Source organism: Methylobacterium crusticola (assembly GCF_003574465.1).
In the GTDB taxonomy this organism is placed as follows: Bacteria; Pseudomonadota; Alphaproteobacteria; order Rhizobiales; family Beijerinckiaceae; genus Methylobacterium; species Methylobacterium crusticola.
Map to the genome: position 1 here is coordinate 48,396 of NZ_QOWC01000019.1, position 15,631 is coordinate 64,026.

The following is a 15,631-nucleotide window of genomic DNA, read 5'->3' on the forward strand; positions in this document are numbered from 1 at the left end:
CTCCGGAGCGGTTGCGTGGACGGGCCCGCGCGGGGCGGCCCGTCGAAAGCGGGATTCCCGGGGTAACTCGGGCACCTTGGATAAGGTCCAAGGTACCGCGCGCGCTCCCGGCGATCAGGGGTCCAAACCCGCATAGGGCTATGAGCGCGTCTCATGAATCGGGCCGGCGATGCGCCCCGCGACGGCGGGCCCGGGGCGCATCGCCGTGGGCGACGACCCGGCCATCGGCCGGCACGGGACCCGGCCGCGAAGGCGGATCGCGCCGGGCGCGCGCTCCCCTCAGCGACCGATGGTCGCCGTCGGGTCCTAGGGGCGGCGCCCGCACCCCGTCCCGGTGCCCGGCCGCCGCGCCGGATCCCGGCGAGGTCGCCCGGCGCGAGGTCGCGGCTTCCCGGCCGGCGATGCGGGCGCGTCGACATCCCGGCAGCCGATGGCCGGGAGCCGGAAGGCCGCCCGCGCCGCGGGCGCGTGGCGTCGCGGCGCTGCCTGCCCGCCGGCCGAGGCGCGCCCGGGCGCCCGGGAGGTCAGGCCCGGTACTGCGCGTCGGTGACCTTCTCCATCCAGGTGACGGGGCTGCCGTCGCGCTTCTCCTGGATGGCGATGTGGCTCATGCCCGTGGCGGCGGTGGCCCCGTGCCAGTGCTTCTCGCCGGGCTCGAACCAGACCACGTCGCCGGGCCGGATCTCCTGCACCGGGCCGCCCTCGCGCTGCGCCCATCCGAGGCCCGCCGTGACGATCAGCGTCTGTCCGAAGGGATGGGTGTGCCACGCGGTGCGGGCCCCCGGCTCGAAGGTCACGTGCGCGCCCGCGACCCGGGCCGGCTCGGGCGGGCTGAACAGCGGGTCGACGCGGACCGAGCCGGTGAACCACTCGGCCGAGCCCTTGCCCGAGGGCTGCGAGCCGCTGCGCCTGATCTCCATGGCCTGATCTCCCGATGGCAATGCGGCCCGCACGGGCCGCGTGTGCATGGCCGCAAGGTAACCCTTGCCCGCCTCCGCGTTTAGGTGGTCAAAGCGGCATGGGGCTATGAACGAGGCTCATGAGTGGCGCGGGAGAACCTGAACGACCTCCTCGCCTTCGTGGCGGTGGCCCGCGAGCGGAGCTTCACCCGGGCGGCGGCGCAGCTCGGCGTGTCGCAATCGGCCCTGAGCCACAGCATGCGGGGGCTCGAGGCGCGGCTGGGCCTGCGGCTCCTGACCCGCACCACCCGCAGCGTCGCGACGACGGATGCCGGCGAGCGGCTCCTGCGCAATGTGGCGCCGAAGGTGGAGGAGATCGAGGCGGAGCTCGCCGCGCTCAGGGCGATGCGGGACAAGCCCGCCGGCACCATCCGGATCACGGCGGGCGAGCACGCGGCCCAGACCATCCTGATGCCGGGGCTGCGCCGGCTCCTGCCGGACTACCCGGACGTCGCCGTGGAGGTCGTCATCGACAACGGCCTGACGAACATCGTCAGCGAGCGCTACGACGCGGGCGTGCGGCTCGGCGAGCAGGTCGAGAAGGACATGGTGGCGGTGCGCGTCGGCCCGGACATGCGCATGGCCGTCGTCGGCTCGCCCGGCTACTTCGCGGGCCGCCGCAAGCCCCGCACGCCCCAGGAACTGACGGACCACCGCTGCATCAACCTGCGCCTGCCGACGCGCGGGGGCCTCTACGCCTGGGAGTTCGAGAAGGGCGACCGCGCGCTGAACGTGCGGGTCGAGGGACAGGTGGTGATCAACAGCACGGCCCTGATCCTGGAGGCGGCCCTCGACGGGCTGGGCCTCGCCTACCTGCCGGAGGACCGCGTGCAGCCCTACCTCGACGGGGGGCGCCTGAAGCGCGTCCTCGCCGAGTGGTGCGCGCCGTTTCCCGGCTACCACCTCTACTACACGAGCCGGCGCCAGCCCGCCCCGGCCTTCGCCCTGCTGGTCGAGGCGCTGCGCTACCGGGCGTGAGCCCGCCCCGGCCGCGCCCGGGGGACGCGCGGGGGCGAGGCCGTCGGCCCGTCCGGGTTCGCTCAGGCGGCGCGGGCGTGCGGACGCCGCGCGGCCTGGTCGACGGCCGCGACCACCGCCGCGGGGGCGAGATGGTGGATCATGTGCCCCATGCCCGGGACGACGACGAGTGTGCTCTGCGGCAGCTCGCCGTGCAGCCGCTCCGATTGACGGCCGACATCGGCGACCTGGTCGTCCGCGCCCGCGATGATCACGACCGGCAGCGCCAGGTCGCGGTAATGCTCCTGGAGCTCCACCGTGACGGGCGTCATCAGGGCCGCGTCCTCGGCCGAGGCCCGCAGCTGGGAGGGCCGCAGCATGAGGTCCTTCGGGAACTGCCGGTCGAAGCGCTCGGGCACGGGGGCCGGTGCGAACATCGTCCGGATCAGGCCCGGCAGCATCAGCCTGCCGACCAGCGGCGACACGGTGTAGCGCAGGACGTCGCCGAGCACCGGGATCGCGGGCGGCGAGAACAGCAGCACGTCGGCGCGCAGGGTCGGGTAGTAGTAGCCCGAGGCCAGCACCAGGCTGCGCACGAGCCCGGGCGCCTGCAGCGCGAGGGCGACCGCGACCAGGCTGCCCCAGGAATGGCCGAGCACCACCGCCTGCGTGACGCCGAGCTGCTGCAGCGCCTTCTGGAACAGCGTCGCGTGGGCCCGCGGCGTCCACACGCCGCGCGGGCGCTCGCTGTAGCCGTAGCCCGGCCGGTCGATGAGGATGACCCGGTAGCGCTCGGCGAGCTCGTCGACGATGCCGCTGACCAGGAAGTCCTGGATCATGGTGCCGTTGCCGTGGATGAGCAGCAGCGGCTCGCCCCGGCCGCGCTCGAGGTAGTGCAGGCGCACGCCGTCGACGGTCATGAAGCGGCCGACGGGCGGCTCGCGCCGCTCCGCCTCCCGGGTCCTGGCGACCGCGTGGAGCGCGGACGCGCCCAGGGCGGCCGCCGATCCGAGGAGGGCCGGGGCGAGCCAGGTGCGCGCGGTGACGGGCTGCGTCATGGTGGGATCCTGTCGTGGCTGGGGCGGCACGCCGGTCGCGGAGCGATCCGACGCGGGGTCGCCGGGGGGCATGGATGGGGACGCTGCGCGCCCTACGCGGCCGTCAGGCGCTTCGTGTTCGCGGCGACGTGCTCCCGGTAGCGGGACACGACCGTCTCGAGCGAGCCGCCGCCCATCAGCGTCGCGGTGGCCTCGACGGCGGCATCGATCTTCTCGGCGACCATCGCGGCCGCCTCGTCCCGACCGTCCCGGCCGCCCCAGGCCAGTCGGACGAGCCGGAGCTCGACCACCTTCTGGGATTCGAGGGCGAGCATCATGGCGCTGAAGAGGGGGAAGAAGGGGTTGTACATGACGGGCTCCGCGCCGCGCGGCGCGAGGGGCCCGTGCGACCAGTTTTGGAGGGACAGGGCGGCCCCGCGAAGCGCGGGGCGCTCCGTGGCGCCGGATTCGTATCCGCGTGTGGCGCAAGGCCGGCGCGGACGTCGCCCGCAGAGCCGTGAGGGCCTTCGTTCCTGCGCCGGATCGATGAAGACCGCGCGCCGCCATCGGCACGCCGGTTCGGGCGGCCAGCCGGGAAGGTTGTCTCATCTATGTCGTGACGATCCGATTGCTTTCAAGGCCGAAAATATTGTTTTGGGAAAACATATCGGTCCGAGTCTATCATACATCAGGATTGCGGCATAATTGTCCGACCACGCGGCGCGAGGGGCTCTCTACCGATACGAGGGCGCAACCCGATGCCGCAACCGCCGGGCCGCCTCGTCGGAGCGCCGGGGGAGGGGGCCGGGCGTGGGGTCCCGTGTCGGCCCGACGCCCCAGGACCAGCGCGCGGGCGGCCACTGACCGGCCCCGGGCGGCCCGGCCCTGCCGGCCGCGGCTTCGGCGGCCGCGTATTCCAGCCTCATGTCCTCGATTTCCGCCGGTCCGATCATGATCGCTCCTCGGCGGTCTTGCTGCACCGCAAAACGCAACAGACGGTCCCTGGAACGGGTTCCATGCCGGCTGCCGATCGCCGGGCAGGCCGCACCGGCCGGGAGGGTCGGACCGCCCGCGAGCCCGCGATCGCGCGGGCTCGCGGGCGGCGGCAAGCGGGCCGCGTTGGCGGGGGCGCGCGGCCGGGATCGGCCGGGTGGACGCGGGGTCGGCACGGGCGCGCCGCGCGGGGCCCGGCGCGGTCAGGCCGTCAGAGCACGGCTTCGATGAGGCCGAGCGCCTTTGCCTCCTCCGCCTCGATGTACCAGTTCGCCGGCGCGCGCTCGAGGACCTCCTCCATCGTCACGCGCGAGCCGTTGATGAGGTTGGCGAAACCCTCGTTCTGGATCGCGATCGAGCTCTCGATCTCGTGCAGGGTGGCCTTCACGGTCGCGATGCAGGTCGTCAGCGGCCCGTCGATCCGCAGCTCCTTCGAGAGCTTGCGCTCGTGGATCATCAGCCGCGCGCCTCGCGTGAGGTAGCGGTTGGCGCGCGCGAAGAAGCTCATGAACGTCGTGCCGGCCGAGTAGATCGCCGCCTTGCCGAGGAAGACGAAGCGGCGCTCCGCGTCCATCTCGCTCACGAACCGGATGTCCTCGCCCATCATGCGCGCGACCTCGGGGTCGCCCCCGAGCGTGGAGAGTTCGACGACCACGAGGTCCTGCTGCGAGGCGTGATCGAGCTGGCGGCGGAAGTCCTTGTACATGTCGTAGTCCACCGGACCCGACAGCAGGATGGCGGGCGCCCGGAAGGCGGGCGGGGAGAGCGGCGTGACGTTCATGGCGGCTCCTGTGGGACGGCTCGTGCGAGCACGATCCGTGCCGCATCGGGGGCGGCCCGTCACGCGCCCGAGCCGACGCCGCGCGCCCCTGCCGGGTCCGGACACGCCGCAGGATCGGGGGCGGCCCCGGCGTCGCCCGCGGGCGGGTTCCGGTCGCCTCGGCGACAAAGCGAGCGGGCCGGAGGCCGGCGGCGGATCCCCGGATGCCGGCATCCGGCCCGCAGTCGCGCCGGCACGGGGGGAATGGGGTTCCAGGAGCCGACGCACGGCCGATGATAGCCAGGCTCGGCCGTGATACAACGGCCGGGACGCTCGGGCGCCCCGCTCCGGTCGCCCGGCTCCCGGCCCGCCGGCGGCGCCGGGCGGGCGGGGCTGGCAGGTGCAACGAAAAAGGGGCCGCCCTTGCGAGCGGCCCGAGTCAGGGAGGAAACGCCCTAGGAGGGCTGCGGCACGACGATCAGATCGCCATGCCGCACTGCACAAACGCATGCTGCGCTGCAATGTTCCCTCGGAGCGGAGGCCCGCGACCGCGACTACCGGGCGGCCGACCCGCGGCGGAGCGCCCGCCCGGAGGGTTCGGCCTTCGGCCGGCGCGCCGTCGGCGTGCCGGGGACGCGCCCCTGTCCGGCGCCGCGTCCGGCAGCGACGACCCGTCAGGCGGGATCCCAGTCGGGCTGGTCCGCGACGAGCGAGGCGGCGAAGGCCGCGAGCGGCACCGGCTCGCCCCCCGGGGGCGCGACCGCGACGGTCCCGATGCCTTCCCGCTCGAGGGTCCGGCCGGTCGCCACGGCGGCCGCGGCAGTGTCGCGCCCGAGCGTCAGCGGCCCGGCCGCGGTCTCGATGATGACGTGAAACGTGCTCATGGTCCCTCGCGCCCCGCCGGTTGCCGCCACGGCGGGGCCGTTGTCGCCTCGGGCGGCGGCCCGGTGCTCCGCGGACGCCGCCCGGGGCGCCCGCGCCCGGATGCTACTCCGCGGCCTTCCGGCGGTCCTTGCCGAACCCGAAGCTCTTGGCGAGCTCGGAGCGGGCCGCGGCGTAGTTGGTGGCCACCATGGGATAGTCGTGCGGCAGGCCCCACTTCCGGCGGTACTCGTCCGCCGTGAGGCCGCGCCCCGAGAGGTGGCGCTTGAGGGACTTGTAGGGCTTGCCGTCCTCGAGGCTGATGATGTGGTCCGGCGTGATCGTCTTGCGGATCGGCACCGGGGGCGTCAGCTTCTCGGGCGCGGGGGCGGCCGGCTCGGCCAGGGTGGCGAGCGAGGCGTGCACGGACGCGATCAGATCCGGCAGATCGGTCGGTCTGATGGTGTTGTTCGAGACGTAAGCGCTGATGACGTCGGCCGTCAGATCGATCAACGCAGTGTCAGGTGGTTCGTTCTCGCTCATCTGGGTCTCCTGTTACTGGGGGATCTACATGATAAATTCTGCTCTGACTAGCAAGTCACGAGAAATTAACCGATCTCGGCCGCGGCCGCGGAGAAAACCCCTGTCCGGCTAGGTGCTTAACCCGATCGCCGGCGATCGCGGCGGCGAGCGCGGCAACCCCGCCCGGCCGGCTCCCTCCGCCGCAACGCGCGGCACGGAATCGGCGTCGGTCGACCCCGTGGCGGGGCGCGCCGTTCCCCGCCATCCCGGTAGGAGATTGATAACTCTCAATAACAACCGAAGATTGCAATTTCTGTCACCTTCGGGATCCTGACGATCGCGCCGGAGCCCCGGCCCTGCTCCCGTCGGGTGGTCTCTCATCATGATGACGTTCGTTGGCTGCCTCGTGGACACGCACGACGTCCGGCTCGCCGCCCTGGCGATCGTCATCTGCGCCCTCGCGGCGTTCACGGCGACCGGTCTGCTGTGCCACGCGCGCCGGTCCGCGCCGCGGCTGCGGGTGGCCTGGCTGCTCGTCGCGGCGCTCGCCGGCGGCTCGGGCATCTGGGCGACCCACTTCATCGCCATGCTGGCCTTCTCTCCCGGCCTGCCGAGCGGCTACGACGTCAGCCTGACGGCCTTCTCCCTTCTGCTCGCGGTGGTGCTGGTCGGGGGCGGCTTCGCGGTCGCGGCGGCGTCCGAGGAGGCCTGGGCCGGCTGGCTCGGCGGGGCGGTCGTCGGCGGCGGCATCGCGGCCATGCACTACACCGGCATGGCCGCCTACCAGGTCGCGGGCCGCTTCGCCTGGGACCCGGTCCCCGCCGCCGCCTCCGTCGTGGTCGGCCTGCTGCTCGCGAGTCTCGCCATGCTCGGCACCCGGCGCCGCACGAATGCGGCGGGGCGGACCTGCGGGGCGCTGCTCCTGCTGCTCGCCATCTGCGGCCACCACTTCACCGCCATGGGCGCCGTCACGATCACGCCCGACCCGGCGGTCGCGGTCGCCGAGACCGCCGTCCCGACCCGCTGGCTCGCCGGCGCGGTCGCGCTGGCGAGCTTCGCGATCCTGCTGCTCGCCGGCGCCGCGCTCGCCCTCGACGTGCGCGAGCGCCGCCACGCCGCCGTCGAGCGCGAGCGCCTGCGCAGCCTCGCCAACGCCGCCGTCGAGGGGCTCGTCGTCTGCGCCGGCGACCTCGTCGTGAGCGCCAACGACAGCTTCGCGGCGCTGGTCGGCCTCGCGGCGGGCCAGATCGCCGGCTCCCCGCTCTCGGCCTACCTGCCCGGCGCCGCCGTGCAGCTCGCCCTGGCGACCCGGCTCGAGCACCCCGTCGAGGCGCACCTGCTCCTGCCCGACGGCACCGCTCTGCCGGTGGAGCTGATCGTGCGGCCGGTCGCGTACGCGAGCCAGCCGCACTACGCCGTAGCGGTGCGCGACCTGCGGGCGCGGCGCCTGGCCGAGGGGCGGATCCACTTCCTGGCCCACCACGATCCCCTGACCGGCCTGGCGAACCGCGCGAGCTTCAACGAGCGCCTCGACCAGGCCATGCGCGTGGCCGAGGCGGCGGGCGGCAAGCTGGCGGTGCTCTGCCTCGACCTCGACCGCTTCAAGGACGTGAACGATCTCCACGGCCACGCCGCCGGCGACGCCGTGCTCGAATCCCTCGGCCGGACCGTCGCGGGCCTGCTCGACGGGACGCAGATGATGGCGCGGCTCGGGGGCGACGAGTTCGCGGTGCTCACGCCCTGCGCGCACGCCGAGGCGGCGGGCCGCCTGGCCCGGCAGATCATCGGGCAGCTCGCCAGCCCGCCGGACCCGTCCACCCCCCAGGTGACGACGAGCGTCGGCATCGCGGTCTACCCGGACGACGCGCGCGAGCGCACCGCCCTGCTCACCTGCGCGGACGCGGCGCTCCACCGGGCCAAGAGCGAGGGGCGGGGCACCTGCCGCTTCTTCGATCCGGCGATCGGCGCGGAGATCCGCGAGCGCCGGCAGCTCGAGCACGACCTGCGCCACGCCGTGGCGCGCGCCGAGCTGGAGCTGGTCTACCAGCCCCAGGCCCGGGTCGAGACCGGGGCGGTGATCGGGTTCGAGGCGCTGCTGCGCTGGCGTCACCCCGAGCGCGGCACGGTCTCGCCCGCGGTCTTCATCCCGATCGCCGAGGAGAGCGGCGCTATCCTGGCCATCGGCGAGTGGGCCTTGCGCGAGGCCTGCCGCGAGGCGGCGACCTGGACCGGGTCCGCGAGCGTCGCGGTCAACGTCTCGGCGGTGCAGATCCACGGGCCCCACTTCGCCCGGCTCGTGCACGAGGTGCTGTTCCAGTCGGGCCTGGAGCCGCGGCGCCTCGAGATCGAGGTCACCGAGACCGCCCTGATCCGCGACCCGGCCCGCGCGCTCCACACCCTGCGCAGCATCAAGGCCCTGGGCGTCACGGTCGCGATGGACGATTTCGGCACCGGCTACTCGTCGCTGTCGAACCTGCGCACGTTCCCGTTCGACAAGATCAAGATCGACGGCTCCTTCGTCCGGTCGGTGCACAGCAACGCCCAGGCGGCCGCGATCGTGCGCTCGGTGCTGGGGCTCGGGCGCGGCCTCGGGCTGCCGGTGGTGGCGGAGGGCGTCGAGACGGCCGAGGAGCTGCGCTTCCTCGCCCAGGAGTGCTGCGACGCGGCGCAGGGCTACCTCATCGGTCGCCCGGCTCCCATCGGGCAGTTCGCGCAGCACACCCACGGCGGGGGCCGCGTGCCGCCGACACCGGCCGAGGCCGCCTGACCGGCGCGGAGGTCTCTCGCGCGCGCCGCCCGGGGCACGGGGAGGGGGCTCGTGCGCGCCGCGCCCGGGCTTCAGCCGCCCCCCGCCGCGCCGGCCCCTGCCCGGGATCGACCGCCCGCACGCTCCGCCGCGCGGACGGGCGCGGCCCCGACGCCGCCACCGTGCACCGGAGCCGCGCGGCGGCCGCCCGGGACGGGGTTGCGGCCCGTTTACGAATGGTTAAGCTTAAGGGGTGACGCTCGCCGGCAACATCCAAGGATATTCGCATGGCTTCGATCCGGATCCGGCCGACCCAGGACGGCACCTACACGCTCTACCGCAACGGCGACGCGGTCAGTTCCGGCCTGACCCGCGAGCAGGCCGACCAGCTCGCGCTCATCCTCCGGTGCATCGCCCCCGGGAGCTGAGCCGGGTCGGCCGCACGACAGGATCGCGACGGACGATCCGCCCACGACCCACCCGCCACGAGGTGTCCCGCACGGCTGACGCAGCCGATCCCCGCACCCGAAACCGGCAGAGGAGCCGCCATGAAGACCGCCTTCGCACAGGCCGTTCGGCTATCACGCATCTGGGCCCTCCCGGAGCGGAGATCGCGACGCTCCGACCCCGGCGTGCACCTGCCCCCGCGGGGAGCCGCGGAGCGAACGACGGAGGATTGGGCCCGTCTCGGCGGCGGCCTCATCGACGCGTTTCCGACCGTCCGCTCGATCCGGCGCCACGGCCGTCCGGACTGATCCGGCACCGAGGCCCCGCCCGGCGGACGCCTCACCCGGCCGACAGCCACGCCCGCCCGGCGGTCGATCCTTCGCCGGCCGACGGCCGCGCGCGAACTGAAATCATTGGCGCGAGCTGAAATCATTGGGAAGTTTGGCGCACCCGACACGATTCGAACGTGTGACCTTTGCCTTCGGAGGGCAACGCTCTATCCAGCTGAGCTACGGGTGCTGACCGCGGCCCCTCAGTAGCGCCTCTAAAATTCCTGATGCAGGCCAATCTGTTACGCCTATGAACATAGCGGCACGTGAGGCCCGTGCAAGGGGCCACGGATGGCACAATGGCCCAACCTCGTGTGACGCGGTGTGACACCGGTGTGACAAGGATCGGCCTACACCCGATGGGCAGAGCACTACCGGGCCTTGCACCCAGGAGGTACTTCCCATTCGCTCATTGAATGGCCTCAGTGCCCATGTACGGTTGTCAGTCGCGTACTCGGACACAGGCACCCACAATGTACCACGATCAACATACCTTGACCGTAGCCGACCTTCTTAAAACGAAGATACTGTCTCTTGACGACGTGAAGCGTAGTGCTGAAGCCATATTCGACGGCCAGAACAAGCTCCCGGTGACAAGAGATGTCGCGATCAACCTCCCGCCTTTTTCGAGTCTGGAAGAAGATGTTCGAGAGGCGATTCTGAACGCGCTTCTGGCTGGACACGCAGTTAGACGCTAAATTTCTCTGATTGCAGGGTCATGACCGATGATCTGACTACTTGGGCAAGCATTTAGATGTATATACCATTATTAGGATCGTGAATAATGCCTTGCACTTCGTTCGAAGCGGCACTTCATGACGCTCGCATTCCTGCCCGGGAACAATCGTGACTTGCTTGTAATCAACGCATAGCTCAAGTGGCGGTCTGGCGCGGCTCACCTCCTGTGTTTCGTGCGGCAGCGCCCACGGCCACGAGTGAGACCGCCACCGCCTCCAGGCCGCCCGGGACGGATGTGCCAAAAACAGGATGTCACTCACGTAAGGCACCCTCTGCGACACTGCCGGCCATGAGGACGAGTAACAACGCAATGGAAGCGGCGACACCCTTCCAGTTCAGCGGGTGAACCCGTCCGAGTTTGCCGGCTTTCAGCCATGGCACTTTCTCGTCCGTCATGGTTGTAAGTCTGTCCCGTCAATGACGGGCAAGAGAAGCGGGTATCAGCCTCCGAGCAGGCTCCCACGCAGCTCATGCATGGCGTCATACTCAGCCGGCACTGGCGTGTCTCCCACAGCTACCCCTTCCCGCCCTGCACCACCCTGAGCCCTGCTAACCCCGGTGGCAGATCCGGCGGTCTCCTCGGCTTCTCCAGGTCCAGGAACTGCGCCCTGCACTTTGGCACGTACTGGCTCTTCTCCCGCCTATGTGAGCGCCAAGGGCAGTCCAGGGCGATCCGGTCCAGCACCTCATCCAATGCCATCTCGGGGCCGAACTTCGCCGCTAAACGGGCCAGCCTGTAACTGCCATGACGGTGGGGGCAGAGGGAGCAGGCCACCCGGACGACCACGTAGGGGTACGTGGCGAGGCAGCGAGGCTCCGGCGGCTCTTCAGGGTGCATCGTCCACAGCACCCCGCACGTTGCCCTTGGAAATCACGCGACTGCGCTCACGGATGCGTCTCTCGGCTTCCATGAGGTCGGCCAGGGCGTCCGTAATGGCGCAGCGCAGGGCATGTGATGGATCGCCTGACGTGATCCGAAGGTAGGCCGCGGCGATGGCTTCAACGGGGCAGGAAGTGGTGGTTTGAGGATCGAGTGGGGGAGCAGAGGGGTTTGATGCAACTCCGGATGCTCTCGCCTGCATGGTGCTCGCCTCCATCCGAATCGATCAGAACGAAAAGAGAACACGCCACGGAGCCGATGGTTCGGTCACGGCGGTGCGTGATGCCAAACTTGCAGGGCAGGGCCGCAGGCCCTGACACATAGCAAGGTTGAGTTGCCGCCTCCCGTCGTGCCACAATGGGCGCCAGGCAGCGAGGAGTCACTCCTCGTTCAAAGGAATAGCAAAGTACCCACAAGGACGTGTGATGACCTGCCTCTGTGGAACGCCCGATCAGGCTCTGGAGAGAACGTGGGATCCGGCTCGGCGCAGCTTCATAAACGTTCGGATGATTGATCCGGATGTCAAGGAGATGAATAGAACCGCGTTCGTGCGCTCTATGATTGTTGCCTGACCGCTATTTGGTTCATACGGCCAGAGCATTCGGCAGGAGAGGCACTCAGGAACGGCAAAGGACACCTCTGAGCACTTTGTAGCCCGAAGTCAATCATGCCAATCCTGGGTTTCACTGAGGCAATCCTGTACGTGATTGCAGCCGGGCTCGCCTCATCAAGCTCACTGACAAGCTACCAAACCACTCATACCCTTCGCCGTATCAGCTAGATCAGGCGGATCGAGCTTAATGCCGGACGAAGTGCCTGTCTTAATGCCGATCTGATTCGAGTCGAGGAAGCTTACCAACGCACTGCTCTTTATTGCGAAGTTGATGTTTTGGGCAAAGTCACCCGAAGCGGCCGCCATCTTGATGACATTCAGCTTCGCGGCGACTACGCCAATGACATTACCGTAGTTGTCGAGGAGTGGCCCACCTGAGTTACCTTGTTGGACAGGGGCAGAGATCTGATAGTAGCGGCTGTCATCGCCTATCCCTGCTAGAGCAGTAACATTCCCGATCGTGAAATTTCCGGAACTCGCTAGTATGTCGGTGTGGGGGTAGCCGAATACTGCTACTCCCTCTCCCAGCCGAGTTCCTGTTCGCAACGAGGCGAACTTGTAACCCGTGCCGTTTTCTACGGAGAGCAGGGCCAAATCATTCGCGTTATCAGTTGCGACCACCCGTGCTTTATGAGGAGGCTTGTTGTCGTTAAGTTTGACCACTACGACTTTGCAGTCCTTGATGACGTGTGCGTTCGTAACGAGATTGCCCGCGCCGTCGACAAAGAAGCCGGTCCCCGTTGAGATTCCTTTTTCCTCCGCTTTCGGAGTTACAGGCGGGACGGGTGCAGGTGTCACGCTCATAGGAGGTGTGGCCTGGATGGGCGGGTTGTCGTTTCGAACCGGCTCCTGTGCCTTTAAGGCGGGCGCTAAAGCAACCTGCGGAGTGGTCTGGCTTCTCCCTGGAGGATCGACCATTGGCCGGCCATTCATGACCGACCCGAGGGAGGCAGACATCAGGATCGCAACACGCTCTCCGTTCACGTTGCCGCGTGCATTCTCCCAAAAGAGGCTGAATCCGAGAATGCCGTCGCCATCTTGGTGATAGCGTAGGTACTCATCTCGACCATTCGGCGAAGTAGCCGAGACGACGAACCAACCATCTTTGATAACACTGTAATGAACGGCGAAACCCTCGCGCCGCTTCCGATCAAGTATGCTTGCATACGCTGCTTCAAGATCGGTCTCCCGGAAGTAGCTGTAAGATACCTTGAGTCTTTCTGCGTCGTCTTGAAATGTTAACCCCCTCTTGTTCGGATGTGGCCGCAAACCTAGTCCTTGAGGTATCCAGATCTGCCGATCTCTCCCGGGATGTGCAATCAGCCGGAAGTCCCACTCGTTTAGCAGGGGTGAAGCAACATCAAATAGCCGATCGGATGTAACGCCAGTCAGTATTCCATTTGGCCAAAGACCTTTCTCCTCCTGAAATCTTTTCAATGCCCCAAAAGTACGTAATCCAAAGCTCTCAGTAGGAACAGAGTTTTGATATCCGCTTGCGATCAACAGAACTTGTGTGATTACTCTGGTGCGGAAATCAAGAGCGTTGAAGACTGTCTCAGCCGCCGTAAAGTCAAGCGACCTGACTTGTGCGCTTGCTAGTGAGATTGCTAAGATGGTGGCGATAGCGAGCGCAGCAAGGCGCATGAGCTTCGGTCTCCAGAAACCACTAGCGCATCTATAAAGCGGATGCCATCAGCGTCAAAGGGGATAACAGGGACAAGGCTTCTACGTAGTCAATACGCACAGAAACGCGTTGGGTTTGGCGCCGAGCCGCAGTGACGTCAAGCGTGACGGAGACAGCAATAGGCAAGCGCCGCCCTTCTTATCCGTTCGCCAACGGCCGAGATGCCAATCAGGTGCCTGAGCACCCGAGCCAACCTAGGGCTCTACAGGGATGCTCCTGTGGGCGGGTGTCGCCCGGGATATTCATGGTCGAGGAGGCGACAACTACGGGTCCCGATTTCGCCTAAACTAGGATCGTACACACTTTATTCTACCGAAATCAACGCAGATCCATACCCAAATCATCTTAAATCATTTCCGAATTAGTAAAAATGAACGAGAGAGTGACGCAGACTCCTTATTTCTCATTGGTACCTCTTCCACTGACACTCTAGCACTACTTTGGCAGGTTGAAGGGACGACAGGATGGAGCGGAGGGTTCGCCTGGTAGGATGATCCAGCGCGGGAGGTCGCGCTGGCAGCGGGCGATGACTGGCGCGGAGACCTGTCCCGCTGGCTGCAGCCGGTCCTGACGATCCTGTCGCATCCAGCCCGCTGCATCCAGGGGCCGGGATGCAAGAAGACCGCATCAAAGCGGAACGATCATTCCAGTCCCGGCTTGCTCGGCGTGGTCCAGCTTAAGACATCCTTTCGTTCGCCAGAGCCGGCGAAGAAACCGCTGAGTTGTGGTAGTAGCCAGGAGATGTCCCTGCCATTCCCGAGCCAAGCCGGGGCTCCAAACGGACAATCTTAGCAGCCGCTGCGCGTTGCCAACGACGTGACCTCGGCGACTATGAGAGCAGCCGTTGCACGATCTTGCATCATGTGAAGGTATCGATCGCGTTCACCCCCAGCGACATCCAATCGTGGGCTAAAGGCTTTGACGTTTGACGATCTTACGTTTATCTGTTATCCTTGAAGACGTGAACTCATTTTCTATTCACATTTGCTAGGCTAAGAGGGCTCCTGGAGCCGCTACATACGCAGTTAGATGATATTTATCGTCGGGTTCACCTATGTGCATCGTGTTGTAGCGCAGCCGGTATCGCCGTACGGAGATCATCCAAATGATTGCTCTAGATATTCAGCTTTTTGCAACTGCGGACGCTCGATGGCAGGAAGTCTGCGATAAGTTTATAGCCGGAGCCAACTATCAGTTTGCTAGCTATGATCTGGTGGTAAAGCCATATCCAAGTCGGCCAAATTACCGGCCGATGACCATCCCACAATTCGCACCGGTGCGGGATGGTTATGGCGAACCCGAGAAGCTCCGCTTGGCAGCGCAGAAAGCTTACCCGAGCAGTCGCGGAATACCAGTAATCTTCTGCTACCTCTCTGATGGGGCAGGTCTCACCATTCAAGCCGGAGACAATGACGCAAACAGAACCGCCTCATGGCCGAGCTACATCTTGATCGACTCTCGACATCGCAATCCGCAAAACGAGGTTCTAGCGCATGAACTCATACATGCGGCCGGCTACTCGGGCGATACTGACAAGTTTGGTGATATATATCTGCACGATAAAGATCCAAGCAGCATCATGCGCATTATCCCACCGGGCGGAGGCAGCAAGATCGTTTCAGTAGAGGAAAAGCATGCTGTATCTCTCCGCAATTCTTACTTCGCCCGTCCCATTTAGTTTTATCATAAACCGTCTTCCTATTCACATCTGATTTAATCACAAAATTGCTGGATATTTAGGAAATCATACAAGCGATGCCGCCCGGAGCTTGGAACACTGCGCAACTCTCGGAACAGAGCGGTCTAATGAATTTCCACTCGGCTAGGTCATTTAAAAATTTCTCATTCGCCGCATCGGTCGACCGGGGTTGCTCATGCATCACTCTGAAATCATGAGCTAGAGCTTGCCAGACAGCTGTCACTCATAGGTTTCAGTAACAAACAGGTAGCGGCTCGTGTGCGGAAACGCACCTGCGATCGCACCAATTTCGACCAGGATGATGACTGCCACTATCTATGGAGACGTCCAATGGCAGTCGATATTTTCCTGAAGCTTGAGGGCATCAAGGGCGAAGCTCAGGACGACAAGTACAAGGACGAGATCG

General features: G+C 66.9%; 13 protein-coding genes and 1 tRNA gene. 4 read left to right on the forward strand and 10 right to left on the reverse strand.

The window, feature by feature from the left end:
• Positions 1 to 524: 524 nt before the first annotated feature.
• Positions 525 to 920, reverse strand: a complete 396-nt coding sequence (locus DT057_RS12515) for a (R)-mandelonitrile lyase (protein WP_128562435.1) — start codon at positions 918 to 920, stop codon at positions 525 to 527.
• A 123-nt stretch (positions 921 to 1,043) separates the two neighbouring features.
• Here DT057_RS12515 and DT057_RS12520 point away from each other — a divergent pair, with 123 nt between their 5' ends.
• Positions 1,044 to 1,937 (forward strand): LysR family transcriptional regulator, encoded by an 894-nt coding sequence (locus DT057_RS12520; RefSeq protein ID WP_128562436.1) that lies wholly within the window; start codon positions 1,044 to 1,046, stop codon positions 1,935 to 1,937.
• A 62-nt stretch (positions 1,938 to 1,999) separates the two neighbouring features.
• On the opposite strand, the gene DT057_RS12525 is transcribed toward DT057_RS12520, so the two are convergent.
• The 5 genes from DT057_RS12525 to DT057_RS12545 form a co-directional block, all read right to left on the reverse strand.
• Entirely contained in the window at positions 2,000 to 2,974 is a 975-nt protein-coding gene (locus tag DT057_RS12525) for an alpha/beta fold hydrolase (RefSeq protein ID WP_128562437.1), read from the reverse strand.
• 92 nt (positions 2,975 to 3,066) lie between these two features.
• Positions 3,067 to 3,324, reverse strand: a complete 258-nt coding sequence (locus DT057_RS12530) for a hypothetical protein (protein WP_128562438.1) — start codon at positions 3,322 to 3,324, stop codon at positions 3,067 to 3,069.
• Positions 3,325 to 4,157: 833 nt separating this feature from the next.
• Positions 4,158 to 4,727 (reverse strand): ClpP family protease, encoded by a 570-nt coding sequence (locus DT057_RS12535; RefSeq protein ID WP_128562439.1) that lies wholly within the window; start codon positions 4,725 to 4,727, stop codon positions 4,158 to 4,160.
• A gap of 653 nt (positions 4,728 to 5,380) precedes the next feature.
• Entirely contained in the window at positions 5,381 to 5,590 is a 210-nt protein-coding gene (locus tag DT057_RS12540; protein WP_128562440.1) for a hypothetical protein, read from the reverse strand.
• Between the two features lie 103 nt (positions 5,591 to 5,693).
• The gene (locus DT057_RS12545) at positions 5,694 to 6,110 is read right to left on the reverse strand and encodes a Ros/MucR family transcriptional regulator (protein ID WP_128562441.1); all 417 of its coding nucleotides are present in this window, start codon (positions 6,108 to 6,110) and stop codon (positions 5,694 to 5,696) included.
• Positions 6,111 to 6,471: 361 nt separating this feature from the next.
• Between DT057_RS12545 and DT057_RS12550 the strand changes: the two genes are divergently transcribed.
• On the forward strand, positions 6,472 to 8,856 hold the full coding sequence (locus DT057_RS12550; protein WP_128562442.1) for an EAL domain-containing protein: 2,385 nt from the start codon (positions 6,472 to 6,474) through the stop codon (positions 8,854 to 8,856).
• A 266-nt stretch (positions 8,857 to 9,122) separates the two neighbouring features.
• Complete coding sequence (locus DT057_RS36130) at positions 9,123 to 9,263, forward strand: hypothetical protein (protein ID WP_203236259.1); 141 nt, start codon at positions 9,123 to 9,125, stop codon at positions 9,261 to 9,263.
• Between the two features lie 461 nt (positions 9,264 to 9,724).
• Here the strand turns inward: DT057_RS36130 and DT057_RS12555 are convergent.
• From DT057_RS12555 to DT057_RS12570, 4 genes are all read right to left on the reverse strand, one after another.
• A tRNA-Arg gene (locus tag DT057_RS12555) sits at positions 9,725 to 9,801 on the reverse strand.
• Between the two features lie 800 nt (positions 9,802 to 10,601).
• The gene (locus tag DT057_RS35465) at positions 10,602 to 10,745 is read right to left on the reverse strand and encodes a hypothetical protein (protein WP_162501387.1); all 144 of its coding nucleotides are present in this window, start codon (positions 10,743 to 10,745) and stop codon (positions 10,602 to 10,604) included.
• A 431-nt stretch (positions 10,746 to 11,176) separates the two neighbouring features.
• Positions 11,177 to 11,431, reverse strand: a complete 255-nt coding sequence (locus tag DT057_RS36780) for a hypothetical protein (protein WP_238314069.1) — start codon at positions 11,429 to 11,431, stop codon at positions 11,177 to 11,179.
• Between the two features lie 531 nt (positions 11,432 to 11,962).
• Complete coding sequence (locus DT057_RS12570) at positions 11,963 to 13,486, reverse strand: serine protease (RefSeq protein ID WP_128562445.1); 1,524 nt, start codon at positions 13,484 to 13,486, stop codon at positions 11,963 to 11,965.
• A gap of 1,145 nt (positions 13,487 to 14,631) precedes the next feature.
• Here DT057_RS12570 and DT057_RS12575 point away from each other — a divergent pair.
• Positions 14,632 to 15,204, forward strand: coding sequence for a SprT family zinc-dependent metalloprotease (locus DT057_RS12575; RefSeq protein ID WP_128562446.1), 573 nt, complete (start codon positions 14,632 to 14,634; stop codon positions 15,202 to 15,204).
• Positions 15,205 to 15,631: the final 427 nt, after the last annotated feature.

Excerpts from the sequence above, each read along its gene's own strand:
- DT057_RS12535 (WP_128562439.1), bottom strand. The coding sequence starts at position 4,727 with ATGAACGTCACGCCGCTCTCCCCGCCCGCCTTCCGGGCGCCCGCCATC.
- DT057_RS12550 (WP_128562442.1), top strand. The coding sequence starts at position 6,472 with ATGATGACGTTCGTTGGCTGCCTCGTGGACACGCACGACGTCCGGCTC.
- DT057_RS12570 (WP_128562445.1), bottom strand. The coding sequence starts at position 13,486 with ATGCGCCTTGCTGCGCTCGCTATCGCCACCATCTTAGCAATCTCACTA.
- DT057_RS12515 (WP_128562435.1), bottom strand. The coding sequence starts at position 920 with ATGGAGATCAGGCGCAGCGGCTCGCAGCCCTCGGGCAAGGGCTCGGCC.
- DT057_RS12575 (WP_128562446.1), top strand. The coding sequence starts at position 14,632 with ATGATTGCTCTAGATATTCAGCTTTTTGCAACTGCGGACGCTCGATGG.
- DT057_RS12530 (WP_128562438.1), bottom strand. The coding sequence starts at position 3,324 with ATGTACAACCCCTTCTTCCCCCTCTTCAGCGCCATGATGCTCGCCCTC.
- DT057_RS12525 (WP_128562437.1), bottom strand. The coding sequence starts at position 2,974 with ATGACGCAGCCCGTCACCGCGCGCACCTGGCTCGCCCCGGCCCTCCTC.
- DT057_RS12540 (WP_128562440.1), bottom strand. The coding sequence starts at position 5,590 with ATGAGCACGTTTCACGTCATCATCGAGACCGCGGCCGGGCCGCTGACG.
- DT057_RS36780 (WP_238314069.1), bottom strand. The coding sequence starts at position 11,431 with ATGCAGGCGAGAGCATCCGGAGTTGCATCAAACCCCTCTGCTCCCCCA.
- DT057_RS35465 (WP_162501387.1), bottom strand. The coding sequence starts at position 10,745 with ATGACGGACGAGAAAGTGCCATGGCTGAAAGCCGGCAAACTCGGACGG.
- DT057_RS36130 (WP_203236259.1), top strand. The coding sequence starts at position 9,123 with ATGGCTTCGATCCGGATCCGGCCGACCCAGGACGGCACCTACACGCTC.
- DT057_RS12545 (WP_128562441.1), bottom strand. The coding sequence starts at position 6,110 with ATGAGCGAGAACGAACCACCTGACACTGCGTTGATCGATCTGACGGCC.